Genomic DNA, 14,346 nt, shown 5'->3' with positions numbered 1-14,346 from the left:
GTGGAGACCTGATGACGGATCGCCCAGCACTATACGTTTTTACCCCTCCAAAGCCAAGGTGAATGGCCGGCTCAGCCGGGTTGCAGTGCCCGGCGACCCTGCTCGATCAGGCGCTGGGATATCTGTTTGTGCAGCCCCCGTTCCAGCACCCAGCGGTGCCAGTAGAGCCGCTCGACCAGATGTTGGTCCGGGCTGAGATCGAGCAGGCTGCCCTCCGCCAGCTGGCGGCGGATCTGCAATTCCGGGATCAGGCAGCAGGCCAGCCCCTGTTCGGCCATGGCGACGAAGGCCTCGGACGAGCGCACCGTGTGGCAGGGGTAGCCGCCGGGCTCCAGCCCGAAGTGGCGGGCCATGTAGCTGACGTGCATGTCGTCGCGCTGATCGAAGGCCACCGCCGGCGCCTTGGCCAGCGCAGCCAGTGTCAGCCCCTGCGGGAAGTGGCGGGCGACGAAGGCGGGGCTGGCGGTGAGCAGGTAGCGCATCTCGCCGAGCTCGTCGACGCAGCAGCCGGCCAGCGGCTGGCCGTGCAGGCTGACGGCGCCGAACGCCTGCCCCTCGCGTACCCGATCCAGGGTGCGGCTCTCATCATCCACCAGCAAGTTCAGCTCGATGGGGTGCTGCTCCAGCAGCGGGGCCAGGGCCGGCAGAAACCAGGTAGCCAGGCTGTCGGCGTTGACGGCGATGCTGACCCGGATCGGCGCCTGCGGCTCGGCGGGGGAGAGCTCGCCAGCCAGTTCCAGCTCCAGCTGGCGCACCTGACGGTAGTGGGCCAGCAGCTTCTGACCGAGCGCGGTGGCCTGCAGCGGCTGGCCGCGGATCAGTAACGGTTCGGCAAACTGCTGCTCCAGCTGCTTGATGCGCTGGGAGATGGCGGACTGGGTGATGTGCAGGCGCTGGGCGGCCCGCTCGAAGTTCTGCTCTTGCATCACCGCATCCAGCGCCAGCAGCAGCTTGTAATCCAACGCCTTCATCAGCATGCCTTATCAACAGGGGGAATTAAGAAGAGATGCTACTCAAGTGGTGGCGACAGAACAACCGGAGATCGCTGAAAATGTCGGCAGGCCAGGCGTGACAAGGGCTGCGGGGTCAAAGCGGATTTGTCACTGTGAGATGTGACAGTGGTGGTCAAAAGGTATTCAGGAGATACTCTTTTGCGTCCGTTTTTGCATGGGGTGGAAACGGGCCATAGCGAGAACTTTTAATCCCGGGTCTTACCCCGGGATTTTTTTGCGTCGTCTTTATTCGGTGACCAGTTCGCGCGCCTCGTCATAGGCACCCTGCAGGGGCTGGCCGACGGCACGGGCGAACCGCTCATCCAGATGGAAGCGGATCCCGACCCCGCACACGGCGCCCAGATCCACCGCCTGGCGGTGACCGAGCCGTTCGATGGGCAGGCCGAGACGGCGGAAGATCCGCTCTACCGGCAGGCTGACCACGGCAACCAGCTCGCGGATCCCCTGCGCCTTGGCGAAGGCATAGACCTCGCGGAAGATGATGCAGGTCAGTTCGCTGATGCCGTTGCCGAGCCGGGGAGCCCGTTCGGCATCGATGGCGAGGCGGGTCAGCTCCCACACGTCGTTGCTGCGCGGCGGGGCTTCACCGGCGAGGGCGGTAGGGAAGATGCTGGGCAGCATGTAATCCTGGGCACAGCTGAGCAGACGGATGCAGCCGCACAGCCCTTCCTCATCTTCGATCAGCACCCAGTGGGTATCAGGGGTATCGAAACTGTCCTGCTCCAGACCACGGTGGGATTCCACATCCCAGCCGAGGCGATCGGAGAAGACGCGATTGCGAAAGCGATAAAGCTCGTTTTCTACCTCCCATCTGGGGTGTTCTTTTAATTTTCCTTTGAAAACAAGCATTCAGATGTCTCCATTTCAGTGTTCGGCGCTATAATCGAGGCCCTGGCCAGGGGGGCTAGCATATGAAACAAGACCAACTGCTTGAGTACCTCGAACATTTCACTTCGGTAACGGACGGGGATCGTTTGGCCGAGTTGATCGGTCGGTTCACGCTCGGTATGGGTTACGACTACTACCGGTTTGCGCTGATCATTCCCATGTCGATGCAAAGACCCAAGGTGGTGCTGTTCAACCAGTGCCCAGACTCCTGGGTGCAGGCCTACACGGCCAACCATATGCTGGCCTGTGATCCCATCATTCAATTGGCCCGCAAGCAGACCTTGCCCATTTACTGGAACCGGCTGGATGAGCGGGCGCGTTTTCTGCAAGAGGGCAGTCTTGACGTGATGGGGTTGGCGGCGGAGTTCGGGCTGCGCAACGGAATTTCGTTCCCGTTGCACGGTGCGGCAGGGGAGAACGGCATACTGTCGTTCATCACCGCCGAGCGGGCATCGAGCGATCTGCTGCTGGAGTCCTCGCCCATCCTCTCCTGGATGTCCAACTACATCTTCGAGGCGGCGATCCGGATTGTGCGGGTCAGTCTGCGGGAAGATGACCCTCAGGAGGCCCTGACTGACCGGGAGACCGAATGCCTGTTCTGGGCCAGTGAAGGGAAAACGTCGGGTGAAATCGCCTGCATCCTGGGGATCACGGAGCGAACCGTGAACTACCACCTCAATCAGGTCACCCGTAAAACGGGGTCGATGAATCGCTACCAGGCCATCGCCAAGGGGGTGAGCAGTGGCATTTTGCTGCCCAATCTCGAGCAGGTCGTGGTCACCAACTTCCCCAAGCTGATGCAATAAAACCCGATGATTCTCGGGGTAGAGTGATTGGCTAACAATTGTCAGATCCTGCAATTGACAGTCATGGCCGAATGGCGGCCCTTCTGCCCCGAAGGGGTTATGCCTGCTGCGCACCATTAGCAAAACCAATGGCTCAGCAGATCAATGAATTTCTCTAAATAGAACTGTCCCCCTTATAGTGCCGTCCAATCACTCTGCTGGACGGTTCATCCATGTTTGCTACCACCCTGCAAGGCTTCACCCTCGGCCTTGCCATGATCATTCCCATCGGTGCCCAGAATGCCTTCGTGCTGAGTCGGGGCATCCACCGTAACCACCATCTGCTGACGGCGACCCTCTGCTGCCTGTGCGATCTCGTGCTGATCGGCATCGGGGTGTTTGGCGGGGCCAACCTGCTGGCGGCCAGCCCGATCGGCCTGGCCCTGCTGACCTGGGGCGGCGTGTTGTTTCTCGGCTGGTTCGGTATCCGTTCCCTGCGCAGTGCCTGGCGCGGGCAGGGAGCCAAGCTTGCGGACTCGCCCCAGTTGATGGGGGTCAAGAGCGTGCTGGCCATGACCCTCGGGGTGACCCTGCTCAACCCCCACGTCTACCTGGATACCCTGATGCTGCTCGGCTCCTTCGGCAGCCAGTTTGCCGAAGAGTTGCGGCCGGCCTTTGCGGCCGGGGCCATGCTGGCCTCGCTGGTCTGGTTCTACAGCCTGGCGTTCGGGGCGGCCGCCCTCTCGCCCTGGCTCGCGCGCGGCAGGGTTCAGCAAGCTATTGATACTATTGTTGGTTTCATCATGCTGGGGCTGGCGTTGCAGCTGGCGAGCGGGGCTCTGCTGGCGTCATAAGGCTATTTTTGTGCCGCACCTCATAAAAATTAATCCCGGCTTCATGCGCTGACATATTCGTCTGTTAAATTCCCGTCGCTGGTAAAGCGACACTCATAATAAAAGGGACAAGACAGTGAATAAAACCATGAAGCTGGGGGCTATTGCAGCCATCGTGCTGTTATCTGCCTGTAGCAATGAAAACGACAGCAAGGCGCAACCGGGTGAGGTTGCCCTGCGTCTGATCCAGACCTCCGATATCCACTCCAACGTGCTGGGCTACGACTACTACCAGAACAAGGAGGATCGCAAGTTTGGTCTCTCCCGCACCGCGCTGCTGATCCGCGCGGCCCGCGCCGAAAACCCCAACAACCTGCTGCTCGACAACGGTGACCTGATCCAGGGCACGCCGCTGGCGGACTACATCTTCGAGCAGTCCGGTGCCGGTTACCTCGACAAGCAGGCCCACCCGGTGTTCAAGGCGATGAACGAGCTCGGCTACGATGCCGGCAACCTGGGCAACCACGAATTCAACTATGGGCTGGATTACCTCACCAAGACCCTGCAGGGGGCCAAGTTCCCCTATGTGAACGCCAACGTGTTCGAGGCGGGTGCCTTCAAGCGTGATGCCAAGGGGCAAATAGACTGGAGCGGCAACAAGTTCACCCCCTACCTGCTGCTGGAGCGCAAGGTGAAGGATGACAAGGGGCAGCTGCAGACCGTCAAGGTCGGCATCCTGGGGCTGACCCCGCCGCAGGTGCTGCAGTGGGACAAGCGCCATCTGGAAGGCAAGGTGGTGGTGGCCGACATGGTCGAGACCGCCAACCACTATGTGCCCGAGCTGCGCGCCAAGGGCGCCGATATCGTGGTGGTGGTAGCCCACACCGGTATCAACGCCAGCAGCTACGAGGCCATGATGGAGAACTCCGCCTGGCACCTGGCCAAGGTGAAGGGGGTGGATGCCCTGATGCTGGGCCACGCCCACAAGAACTTCCCGGGTGACTTCCCGGATCTGCCGGAGGTGGACAACAAGGCCGGTACCCTGAGCGGCATTCCGACCGTAATGCCGGGTTACTGGGGCAACCACCTCGGCATCATCGACCTCAAGCTGGAGCAGGTGGACGGCAAGTGGCAGGTGAAACAGAGCCAGGCCAGCCTGCGCAAGATCGACTCCAGCGAGGGCAGCGCGGTGGATCAACGGGTGGTGGACCTGGTACAGGCCGACCACGACGCCACCAACCAGTGGCTGGATGAGCCGCTCGGCAAGATCACCTCCTCCATCCACAGCTTCTTCGCCCTGGTGCAGGATGACCCCTCAGTGCAACTGGTGAGCGATGCCCAGCGCAAGCATGCCGAGCAGTTGCAAAAAGACGGCCTGCTCAAGGAGTCCTACCCCATTCTGTCGGTGGCGGCGCCGTTCCGTGGCGGTCGCAACGGCATCAATGACTTCACCTACGTGGCTCAGGGTGACATCTCCCTGCGCAACGTCTCCGACCTCTACATCTATCCGAACACCCTGCAGGTGGTCGAGGTGAACGGGGCCACCGTCAAGGAGTGGCTGGAGATGAGTGCCGGTCAGTTCAACCAGATCGACACCGGCAAGACCGAGGTGCAGTGGCTGGTGAACGAGAAGTTCCCCACCTACAACTTCGACGTGATCGACGGGGTCAACTACGAGGTGGATATCACCCAGCCGGCCCGTTACAACAAGGAAGGGGCCAAGGTCAGCGACGGCCAGCGCATCAGCAGCCTCACCTTCAACGGCCAGCCCATCGATCCGGCCCAGAAGTTCTACGTGGTGACCAACAACTACCGCGCCAGCGGCGGCGGCCACTTCCCGGGCATCGACGGCAGCAACATAGTGCATGAAGACCCCTTCGAGACGCGCGAGATCATCGCCCAGTACCTGAAGGCCCAGTCTGCCGACAACCCGGCCGGCTTCAGCCCGGCGGCCAACAACAACTGGCACATGAAGGCCCTGCCGGCCAACGTGGACGTGCGGCTCTACTCCTCGCCCCGCGAGGAGGCCAAGCAGCTGGCCGGTGCGGATCTGGAGTACAAGTCCACCCTGCCGATGGATGACGCCCAGCACCCTGGCTACGCCATCTTCCGGCTGGTCCGTCAGTAATTCCCGGCCGACATGGCAATAAAAAAAGCCCTCGCAGTGCGAGGGCTTTTTCATGGGCGGAGGGTTCCGAGGGCTTAGTTGACCACGGCCACGTTGATGGTGCCGTTGCCCTGGGTCATGCGGACCCGGGCGCCCGGTACGAAGGTGGGGCTGGCCTTCTGCACCACCACGATGGATTCGCCGTTCTCTTTCTTGATCTCGAGTTCGACGCCGTCCACCTGATTGAGCTTGTCACCGGCCGCCTTGCCCGCTGCCGCACCCGCGATGGCGCCACCGGCCGCGGCGATGTCGCTGCCGCGCCCGCCGCCAATGGTGCTGCCGAGCAGGCCGCCGACCACGGCGCCGCCGATGGTGCCGATCAGCGAGTTCTCATCGGCCTGGATCTTGACCGGGCGGGTGGAGAGGATGGTGCCGTAGCTGACGGTCTGCACCTGCTTGGCTCGATCCTTGGTGTAGACGTCACCGGAGTAGACGTCGCTGTTGGCACAGCCGCTGAGGGTGGTGGCGGTGGTGGTGGCCAACAGGGCGATGAGGGTAATGCGTTTCAACATGATGGGCCTCCTGGGCTGGCATCTAATCTGGTTTGTTCGGTCAGTGATTCAACTCTACGCCAACCGGATTGAGCATGAAACCAGCAAAGTGTAACCAATTATAAGGCCCGGGCCCCGCAAACCCCGTCACTGCCGGCTCAGTCGAGCCGTTTTTCCAGCAGCAGGCGATCCTCGCCCGGGCCGAAATAGTCGCGCTCCTCGGCCAGTTGTTGATAACCGAGTCGAAAGTAGAGGCGCTGGGCCGGATTGGCCGGATCCACCGTCAGCCTGACCCGCTCGATCCCCAGTGTCAGCAGTGACTGCTCCACCTGCAGCATCATGCGTTCGGCCAGGCCGAAGCCGCGTGCCTCCGGCAGCACCGCCAAGGAGAGCAGCCAGCCCTGCGACCGATCCTGTCCCAGTCCGCCCAGGGCATAGCCCAGCAGCTTGCCATCCAGCTCGGCCACCAGCAGCAGCTCGGGCCACAGATCCATGGCCTGGCGGAAGAAGAAGCCGGGATAGACATCCTCCCCGAATACATTGACGTCGATCTGCCAGATGGCGTGCATGTCGGTGTGGCGCGCCACTCTCAAAACGGGGGGCTGGTGCATCCGGGCTCCTGTGGTGTCGTACGTGCTGCCGGGCGGCAGTCAAAAGGAGCCACAGGGTAGTGGGCCCGCCGGACTGATGCAAGCGGGTCTGGGGCGCTGAGCGGCAGGGCCGCCCCGGCTCAGGGCGGCAGGGGACGGCTGCCCGGTCGTTTGGGGGCCTTGCGGCGGCTGTCCAGCAGGTGGCGCAGGGCCAGCCAGGGGTGATGCCACAGCATGCGCGGGCCGCTCCACTTCATCACCAGCTGGATCTGCTTGCGCATGGCCGGGGCATAGCAGTGGATGTGGCAGTTGGCACAGGTGGGCTTGTGGCCGTGACCATAGCGGCAGCGGCGCAGCCGCTGGTGGGCGAACTCCTGCAACTGCTGGCAGTGCCGGCAGGCGGGGTCCTGATGATGGTGGTCGCAGTAGAGGCGGATCATGGCGCTGACCGTCTGCTGCTCCCGCTTGAGCCTGGGATGCACGGGCGCCTTGTCGGCACGGGCCGGGCGCGCGGGGGGGGAGTGATGGGTCGTCATGCAGGGCATTGTCCGGACCTGGGGCGGCGGGGTCTTGATACAGGTCAAACCGGCGGGCAAAAAAACAGGGCCCGTGGGCCCTGTTTCATCAGACAAGTAGCGTTGTCTGCGCTTAGATGAGGCTGGTTGCCTGCTCCAGCCAGGCGAGATCCTCGCCTTCCAGCAGCGGGCTCAGGCGGCGGTAGACCTCGGCGTGATACTCGTTGATCCAGCGGAACTCGGCCGGGCTCAACAGGCTGCGATCGATGAGGCGGGTATCGAACGGTACATAGGTCAGCCGCTCGAAGCCCAGCATCGGCAGTTCGCCGATCTGCTCCTGCTCGGTGACCACCACCAGGTTCTCGCAACGGATGCCGAAGGCATCTTCCCGGTAGTAGCCAGGTTCGTTGGAGAGCACCATGCCCGGCTGCAGGGCCACCAGGCTGCCCTTGGGGGCGATGCGCTGCGGGCCTTCGTGCACGCTCAGGAAGTGGCCGACACCGTGGCCGGTACCGTGGTCGTAGTTGTAACCGGCCTGCCACAGCGGCTGGCGGGCCAGCACGTCGAGCTGGATGCCGGCGGTGCCGCGCGGGAAGCGGGCCTGATCCAGCGCGATGTGACCCTGCAGTACCCGGGTGAACATTGCCTTGTGCTCGTCGGTCAGCTCACCCACCTTGATGGTGCGGGTGATGTCGGTGGTGCCGTCCAGATACTGGGCGCCGGAGTCCACCAGATAGATGCTGTCCTGGCCAAAGGTGCGCGGAGTGCCGTTGGTATGGCGGTAGTGGCACATGGCGGCGTTGGGGCCGAGCGCCGAGATGGTGTCGAAGCTCGGCTCAACATAGTGCTCCTGCTCGCGGCGGAAAGCTTCCAGCTGATCGGCCAGGGTCCCTTCATCCACCCCGTCGAACTCGCCGCTGGCGATCAGCCGATCCAGCCAGGCCAGGAAGCGGGTGACGGCGACGCCGTCGCGCAGATGGGCGGCGCGCATGCCGGCCAGCTCCACCTCGTTCTTGCACGCCTTGGGCAGCATGGTCGGGTCCTGACCGGCCACCAGGATGGCGCCCGCCTCTTCCATGACCAGCTGGGTCCAGGCGTTGGCGGTGTTGGGATCGGCCAGCACCTTCTGCTGGTCTTCACCGATGCGCTGTAGCACGTCACCCAGCTTGTCGATGGGGTAGACGGAGACATCCTGCCCCACGTGCTGACTGAAGGCGAAGCAGTCGATCTTGTCGGTGTCGACGAAGAAATCCATGGTGGCGTTGGCGTAGAGTACCGCAAAGCCCAGCACCACCGGCAGCCGATCCACGTCGCGACCACGCAGGTTGAGCAGCCAGTTGATGGGCTCGGCCTGGGTCAGCAGCACCGCATCCAGAGCGCGCTTGCGCAGATCGCTGGCCAGCATCTCGCGTTTGGCCTGGCTGGACTGGCCCGCCAGCGCTTCACTGTAGAGGATGGCCGGGTTCTTGGTGGGGGCGGGGCGATCGCTCCAGTGCAGATCGATGGGGTTCTGCTCGACCCGCACCAGCTCGATGCCGCGCTCGGTCAGCACCGCCTTGGCATTGTGATACCAGGCCAGGCTGTGCAGGCGGGCATCGAAGCCGACCCGGGAGCCGGACGGCAGCTGATCCGCCAGCCACTGCACATGGGGATCTTCCACCAGATGGAGAAACTCGAAGAGCTCGGCCGATGCCTGCATGCGGGCCTGCACCGTGTAACGACCGTCGATGAACAGGGCCGCCCGCTGCGCCAGTATGATGGCGAGGCCGGCGGAGCCGTTGAAACCCGTGATCCAGTCCAGTCGCTCGGCGTAGGCGGGAATGTACTCCCCCAGGTGCTCGTCGTCGTGGGGGACGATGAAGGCGTCCAGCTCCATCATGGCCAGTTCGGCCCTGACCTGGGCGACGCGGGTTTCAATAATCTCGAAATGATTCATGTCGTTAATGCCAGATTGTTGTGATGTGAGTGTTCAGTGGTTGTGGCCGCTGTCCAGGAGCCGCTTGATGGACTGGCCGGCCGCCTCGATATGTTGCTTGAGCAGTACCACCGCCTCGTGCTTGCGGCGGGCGCGGCACAGCTCCAGCAGCTGGGCGTGCTCGCGCTCTGCCTTGTCGACGCCATCGCTGGCGAACAGCAGCTCGAAGCGCACATAGCGGTCACAGCTCAGATTGATCTGGGCGATCAGCTCCAGTGCCTGGGGGCGGCCGGCGGCCTGATAGAGGGTGGCGTGAAAACTGTGGTTCAGTTCGGCCCAGCGTTCGATCTGGGTGCCCGACTCGAGGGCCTGGTCGAACTGGGCGAGGATCGCCTGCGCCCTGGCGAAGGTCTCCTCCGTCATCAGGTCGACGGCGTGGAACAGGGTATCGGCTTCCAGCAGGGCTCGCAAATAAAAGAGCTCCTCGATGGCCGCGGCGTCCAGCATGGTGACCACGGCGCCGCGGTGTGCCTCGAACTTCACCAGCCCCTGCGCTTCCAGCTGCATCAGGGCTTCCCGCACCGGAATACGGCTCACCGCCAGCTCCTTGGCGATGGCGTCCTGACGCAGGGGGGCGCCGGCGGGAAACTCACCGCGCAGGATCCGGCCACGGAGGTTTTCCATCACCATTTGGGTACGGGTCTTGTAGGGTGGGGTCATGATCGGGTCACAGGGGAATCGTTACAAAATTGTATATTGTATAAAGTTGGGCTGAATCTAACGCGCAAGGGCCCACAAGGCAAGGTTTGGCAGGAGTCAAACGCCGCACTCTGCTCAAAAAAATACCGGCCAGCTGGGCTGACCGGTATGAGATTGGCAGTAAACGGGCTGGCTGTTACAGCTGCGGACCTGCCGCTACCAGACGCTTGCCCTCTTCATTGTCGGTGAAGCGCTCGAAGTTCTTGATAAAGCGTCCTGCCAGGTCAACCGCCTTGGCGTCCCACTCGGCCTTGTTGGCGTAAGTGTCGCGCGGGTCGAGGATCGCCGGGTTCACGTCGTGCAGGGCGGTCGGTACTTCCAGATTGAAGATCGGCAGCACCTTGGTCTCGGCCTTCTCGATGGAGCCATCCAGGATGGCGTCGATGATGGCGCGGGTATCCTTGATGGAGATGCGCTTGCCGGTGCCGTTCCAGCCGGTGTTGACCAGGTAGGCTTCCGCGCCGGCGGCTTCCATCCGCTTCACCAGCTCCTGACCGTACTTGGTCGGGTGCAGGGAGAGGAAGGCTGCGCCGAAGCAGGAGGAGAAGGTCGGGGTCGGTTCTGTGATGCCGCGCTCGGTACCGGCCAGCTTGGCGGTGAAGCCAGACAGGAAGTGGTACTTGGTCTGCTCTTTGGTCAGCTTGGAGACCGGGGGCAGCACGCCGAAGGCGTCGGCAGTCAGGAAGATCACCTTGTTGGCGTGACCCGCCTTGGAGACCGGCTTGACGATGTTCTCGATGTGATAGATGGGGTAGGAGACCCGGGTGTTCTCGGTCTTGGAGCCATCGTCGAAGTCGATGGTGCCATCGGCCGCCACGGTCACGTTCTCCAGCAGCGCATCGCGACGGATGGCGTTGTAGATGTCCGGCTCGGCTTCCTTGGAGAGCTTGATGGTCTTGGCGTAGCAGCCCCCTTCGAAGTTGAACACGCCGTCGTCGTCCCAGCCGTGCTCGTCATCGCCGATCAGCTGACGCTTGGGATCGGTGGAGAGGGTGGTCTTGCCGGTACCGGAGAGGCCGAAGAAGATGGCTACGTCACCGTCCTGACCCACGTTGGCGGAGCAGTGCATGGAGGCGATGCCGCGCAGGGGCAGGAAGTAGTTCATCATGGAGAACATCCCCTTCTTCATCTCGCCACCGTACCAGGTGCCGCCGATGAGCTGGATCTTCTCGGTCAGGTTGAAGGCGACGAAGTTCTCGGAGTTGAGACCCTGCTCCTTCCAGTTCGGGTTGGTGCACTTGGCACCGTTCATCACCACGAAGTCCGGTTTGAAGGTTTTCAGCTCTTCATCGCTCGGGCGAATGAACATGTTTTTCACGAAGTGAGCCTGCCAGGCCACCTCGGTGATGATGCGCACGGCCAGGCGGGTGTCCGGGTTGGCACCGCAGAAGCCGTCGACCACGAACAGGCGCTTGCCGGAGAGCTGTTTGGTCACCAGGGATTTCAGATGTGACCACACTTCCGGGCTGATGGCTTTGTTATCGTTTTTACCCTGGTCAGACCACCACACAGTATTCTGGGTAGTGGCGTCTTTGACGATATATTTATCTTTAGGGGAGCGGCCGGTGAAGATGCCGGTATTGACATTGACGGCGCCCAGTTCGGTCACCACGCCGCGCTCGAACCCTTCCAGGTCGGCACGTGTCTCTTCCGCGAACAGCTGGTCGTAGGAAGGGTTGCGCAGGATTTCAGTGGAGTTCTTGATACCGTACTGGTCCAGTCCTAATTGCTTGGCCAGGGTGGGTTCTGCCACGATTGTCATTGTATTCTCCTGGGTTCAGAGGTTGGTAGGGTTCTATCTGGCGTTCATCCTATCACTTAGGTGGTAGAGTTTAGCGATCGCCATCAAACTTTATAAAATAGGGTATTTTTTTGTTATTTAAGTTAAAGTTAAAGGCGGGTTTTGCCCGCCTTCAATTAGTGTAACTTGTTTGCATCATTACCGGGAGCCCTGCTGAACAGGGTTTCGACGTCGATCCCATCAAATTGGTACTGGGCGCCGCAATAATCACAGTGCATGTCGATCTTGCCGAGCTCCTGCACCATCTCCATCACCTCTTCCTTCTCTATCTGCAGCAGAGCCCCTTCGCAACGGGCGCGGGAGCAGGTGCAGCGGAACTCGACCGCCTGCGGATCGAACACCCGCACCTTGTCCTGGTGGTAGAGGCGGTAGAGGATCTCTTCCGCTTCCAGACCGAACAGCTCTTCATCCTTGATGGTGCTGGTGAGCTGGGTCAGGTGCTCGAAATCGTCGCTGTGATCCTCGCTCTGGGCGGGCAGCTCCTGCAGCAGGATGCCGGCGGCGCGCGGCTCACCCTGGTGGTAGCCGGTGCGGATCCACAGCTTGGTCGCCAGCTGTTCGGACTGGGCGAAGTAGTGCTCCAGGCAGCCGGCCAGGGTGTCGGCGTCCAGCGCTATGATGCCCTGATAGCGTTCACCCTGCTCCGGGGTGATGGTGATGACCAGCTGGCCTTCTCCGATCAGGCTCTGCAGCTTGTCGTCGCTCGGCAGTTCCCCTTCATAGCGGGCCACGCCACGCAGCTGCTGGTTGTTGTCGCCGTTGATGACGGCCAGCCGTACCGGGCCGTTGCCCTGCAGCTGCACCGTGATGGAGCCTTCGAACTTGAGGGTGGCGGTCAGCAGGCTGGTGGCGACCAGCAGTTCACCCAGCAGTTTTTGCACCTGTACCGGGTAGTTCTGGGCCTCAACCACGTGGCGGTAGGTGTGGTCCAGCTGGACCAGCTCGCCCCGGACTTCGTACTCTTCGAACAGATAGCGATACAGGAGATCTTGGTTACTCATCATGCATTCCTGGGTTCTTCGGTGGGGTAAATAGATAAAAACATTAATAAACAGCTGGTTAGGAACTTATTCCGGCAACTGTCGTCATAAAAGGGCCATCTTGGCGGGTCAATATTGCTTGACCTTGATCAGCTGGCGCCGCTCCTGCTTGTCGGGGCGACGCTCGGGGCTTGGCGCAAACTGGCTGTTGAAGCGGCGTGCCTCGCTGTTTTCGGCCCGCTTTTTCAGGCTGGCCTCGGTCTCTTCATAGAGCTGCTGGGCCAGCGGGGCGGATTTGCGCTGCTCGCTCACCTCGAGCACCCGCACTTCCCGTTCGTCCTGACCCTGCCAGCAGCGAATGAGAGCGCCGACCTCGACATGCTTGCCCGGTTTGCTGCGCTGGCCGTTGTAATGCACCTTGCCCCCTTCAATCTGGTCGCGGGCCAGGCTGCGGGTCTTGTAAAAACGTGCCGCCCACAACCACTTGTCGAGACGGACCAGGGTTGGGGTTTCTGCGGGGTTCGGCATGAATCGACTCCGGAATGGCTGAAAGGGGTGCCTGATTATACCAGAGGCGGGCCCCGGGATAGAAACAGGGGGGCTGATGGTGTGACGGAATGTCAATTTTCGCAGCTTCATCCCATCCGGTCGGTTGTCTCTGGGTCCATTGCCGTACACAATAGCCAACCGATTTGGATGCCAGAAAATATTGATAAACATGACGCTACCGTTCAGGGATGACTTGTTGAGCTCCCTTCTGGCCCGTTGTAAAACCGTGCCACTCTCCCGATTCAGCCAGCCTCTGTTCTGGCTTCTGCTGCTGTTGCTGGCCCACCAGTGTGCCGGTCTCACCTGGCGTCTGCTGGATCTCGGCAGCCGGCCCGTCAGCCAGTCCTGGCAACCGTCGGTGGTCGCCAATCAGAGCCAGGGTGCAAACCGGCTCGACCTGAGCGGCGTCAGCCGGCTGGCACTGTTTGGCAAGGCCAAACAGCAGGCCCAGGCGGCCGATGTTGTCGCAGCCGATGCTCCCAAGACCCAGCTCAATGCCCAGCTCAACGGCGTGCTGGCGAGCTCGGATCCCGCCAAGTCCATTGCCATCATCGCCCACAACGGGCTGCAGAACTCCTACGGCATCGGTGATCTCATCGATGGTACCCAGGCCAAGATCCGCCAGGTGTTCCCGGATCGGGTCATCATCGAGCGGGACGGCCGCGACGAAACCCTGATGCTGGACGGGGAGGAGTACGGCAAGCCGCTGCCCAAGCCGGGCAACCAGGACGGCAAGCTCTCCTCGGTACGCAACGAGCTGATGGGCAACCCCGGCAAGATCACCGATTACCTCAATATTTCCCCGGTCCGGGTCGATGGTCGCATGGTCGGCTATCGCCTCAATCCGGGCAGCAATCCGGAACTGTTCAATCAACTGGGGCTGGTCGCCAACGACATGGCGGTCAGCATCAATGGGCTGGATCTGCGGGATAACGCTCAGGCCATGCAGGCGATGCAGCAGGTGGCTGGCGCAACGGAAATGACCGTCACCGTCGAGCGGCAAGGACAGCTCTACGACGTTTATGTCGGCTTGTCAGAATAATGATTTGGAGTAGCACCA

Annotated in this window: 14 protein-coding genes; 4 read left to right on the top strand and 10 right to left on the bottom strand. The window is 61.9% G+C overall.

Annotation, left to right across the window (positions count from 1 at the left end; all coding sequences use genetic code 11):
* Positions 1-71: 71 nt before the first annotated feature.
* Both PG900_RS10415 and PG900_RS10410 read right to left on the bottom strand, forming a co-directional pair.
* Positions 72-971, bottom strand: coding sequence for a LysR family transcriptional regulator ArgP (locus PG900_RS10415; RefSeq protein ID WP_011704527.1), 900 nt, complete (start codon positions 969-971; stop codon positions 72-74).
* A 267-nt stretch (positions 972-1,238) separates the two neighbouring features.
* On the bottom strand, positions 1,239-1,862 hold the full coding sequence (locus PG900_RS10410; RefSeq protein WP_270798135.1) for an acyl-homoserine-lactone synthase: 624 nt from the start codon (positions 1,860-1,862) through the stop codon (positions 1,239-1,241).
* A 62-nt stretch (positions 1,863-1,924) separates the two neighbouring features.
* Here PG900_RS10410 and PG900_RS10405 point away from each other — a divergent pair, with 62 nt between their 5' ends.
* From PG900_RS10405 to PG900_RS10395, 3 genes are all read left to right on the top strand, one after another.
* A complete protein-coding gene (locus PG900_RS10405) occupies positions 1,925-2,707 on the top strand; it encodes a LuxR family transcriptional regulator (RefSeq protein ID WP_005315931.1) in 783 nt (260 codons plus the stop codon).
* 212 nt (positions 2,708-2,919) lie between these two features.
* Positions 2,920-3,540: an L-lysine exporter gene (gene lysE / locus PG900_RS10400; RefSeq protein WP_011704530.1), complete on the top strand. Its 621-nt coding sequence runs from the start codon at positions 2,920-2,922 to the stop codon at positions 3,538-3,540.
* 127 nt (positions 3,541-3,667) lie between these two features.
* Positions 3,668-5,647 carry a bifunctional 2',3'-cyclic-nucleotide 2'-phosphodiesterase/3'-nucleotidase gene (locus PG900_RS10395; protein ID WP_270798278.1) on the top strand — a complete coding sequence of 660 codons (1,980 nt, stop codon included), beginning with the start codon at positions 3,668-3,670 and terminating at the stop codon, positions 5,645-5,647.
* Between the two features lie 74 nt (positions 5,648-5,721).
* Here the strand turns inward: PG900_RS10395 and PG900_RS10390 are convergent, their stop codons facing one another.
* From PG900_RS10390 to hslR, 8 genes are all read right to left on the bottom strand, one after another.
* The gene (locus tag PG900_RS10390) at positions 5,722-6,198 is read right to left on the bottom strand and encodes a glycine zipper 2TM domain-containing protein (RefSeq protein WP_005308463.1); all 477 of its coding nucleotides are present in this window, start codon (positions 6,196-6,198) and stop codon (positions 5,722-5,724) included.
* 137 nt (positions 6,199-6,335) lie between these two features.
* Positions 6,336-6,788: a GNAT family N-acetyltransferase gene (locus PG900_RS10385; protein ID WP_039215349.1), complete on the bottom strand. Its 453-nt coding sequence runs from the start codon at positions 6,786-6,788 to the stop codon at positions 6,336-6,338.
* Positions 6,789-6,907: 119 nt separating this feature from the next.
* A complete protein-coding gene (locus tag PG900_RS10380; protein ID WP_244089522.1) occupies positions 6,908-7,303 on the bottom strand; it encodes a nitrous oxide-stimulated promoter family protein in 396 nt (131 codons plus the stop codon).
* Between the two features lie 112 nt (positions 7,304-7,415).
* Positions 7,416-9,218: an aminopeptidase P family protein gene (locus PG900_RS10375; protein WP_270798128.1), complete on the bottom strand. Its 1,803-nt coding sequence runs from the start codon at positions 9,216-9,218 to the stop codon at positions 7,416-7,418.
* Between the two features lie 33 nt (positions 9,219-9,251).
* Positions 9,252-9,917 carry a GntR family transcriptional regulator gene (locus PG900_RS10370; protein ID WP_270831418.1) on the bottom strand — a complete coding sequence of 222 codons (666 nt, stop codon included), beginning with the start codon at positions 9,915-9,917 and terminating at the stop codon, positions 9,252-9,254.
* 175 nt (positions 9,918-10,092) lie between these two features.
* A complete protein-coding gene (pckA, locus tag PG900_RS10365; RefSeq protein WP_011704536.1) occupies positions 10,093-11,718 on the bottom strand; it encodes a phosphoenolpyruvate carboxykinase (ATP) in 1,626 nt (541 codons plus the stop codon).
* A gap of 155 nt (positions 11,719-11,873) precedes the next feature.
* A complete protein-coding gene (gene hslO, locus PG900_RS10360; RefSeq protein ID WP_024943636.1) occupies positions 11,874-12,758 on the bottom strand; it encodes an Hsp33 family molecular chaperone HslO in 885 nt (294 codons plus the stop codon).
* 108 nt (positions 12,759-12,866) lie between these two features.
* Positions 12,867-13,265 (bottom strand): ribosome-associated heat shock protein Hsp15, encoded by a 399-nt coding sequence (gene hslR / locus PG900_RS10355; RefSeq protein ID WP_206819274.1) that lies wholly within the window; start codon positions 13,263-13,265, stop codon positions 12,867-12,869.
* A gap of 214 nt (positions 13,266-13,479) precedes the next feature.
* Between hslR and exeC the strand changes: the two genes are divergently transcribed.
* Positions 13,480-14,328, top strand: a complete 849-nt coding sequence (exeC, locus tag PG900_RS10350; RefSeq protein WP_272481873.1) for a GspC family type II secretion system variant ExeC — start codon at positions 13,480-13,482, stop codon at positions 14,326-14,328.
* Positions 14,329-14,346 lie beyond the last annotated feature (18 nt).

The sequence above is a fragment of the Aeromonas sp. QDB03 genome, assembly GCF_027707985.1.
GTDB classification, from domain to species: Bacteria; Pseudomonadota; Gammaproteobacteria; order Enterobacterales; family Aeromonadaceae; genus Aeromonas; species Aeromonas hydrophila.
This window is presented reverse-complemented; position numbering and strand designations above follow the sequence as displayed.

Bases quoted from the DNA above. Each gene is read 5' to 3' on its own strand.
- PG900_RS10415 (WP_011704527.1), bottom strand. From the start codon at position 971: ATGAAGGCGTTGGATTACAAGCTGCTGCTGGCGCTGGATGCGGTGATG.
- PG900_RS10410 (WP_270798135.1), bottom strand. From the start codon at position 1,862: ATGCTTGTTTTCAAAGGAAAATTAAAAGAACACCCCAGATGGGAGGTA.
- PG900_RS10405 (WP_005315931.1), top strand. From the start codon at position 1,925: ATGAAACAAGACCAACTGCTTGAGTACCTCGAACATTTCACTTCGGTA.
- lysE (WP_011704530.1), top strand. From the start codon at position 2,920: ATGTTTGCTACCACCCTGCAAGGCTTCACCCTCGGCCTTGCCATGATC.
- PG900_RS10395 (WP_270798278.1), top strand. From the start codon at position 3,668: ATGAAGCTGGGGGCTATTGCAGCCATCGTGCTGTTATCTGCCTGTAGC.
- PG900_RS10390 (WP_005308463.1), bottom strand. From the start codon at position 6,198: ATGTTGAAACGCATTACCCTCATCGCCCTGTTGGCCACCACCACCGCC.
- PG900_RS10385 (WP_039215349.1), bottom strand. From the start codon at position 6,788: ATGCACCAGCCCCCCGTTTTGAGAGTGGCGCGCCACACCGACATGCAC.
- PG900_RS10380 (WP_244089522.1), bottom strand. From the start codon at position 7,303: ATGACGACCCATCACTCCCCCCCCGCGCGCCCGGCCCGTGCCGACAAG.
- PG900_RS10375 (WP_270798128.1), bottom strand. From the start codon at position 9,218: ATGAATCATTTCGAGATTATTGAAACCCGCGTCGCCCAGGTCAGGGCC.
- PG900_RS10370 (WP_270831418.1), bottom strand. From the start codon at position 9,917: ATGACCCCACCCTACAAGACCCGTACCCAAATGGTGATGGAAAACCTC.
- pckA (WP_011704536.1), bottom strand. From the start codon at position 11,718: ATGACAATCGTGGCAGAACCCACCCTGGCCAAGCAATTAGGACTGGAC.
- hslO (WP_024943636.1), bottom strand. From the start codon at position 12,758: ATGAGTAACCAAGATCTCCTGTATCGCTATCTGTTCGAAGAGTACGAA.
- hslR (WP_206819274.1), bottom strand. From the start codon at position 13,265: ATGCCGAACCCCGCAGAAACCCCAACCCTGGTCCGTCTCGACAAGTGG.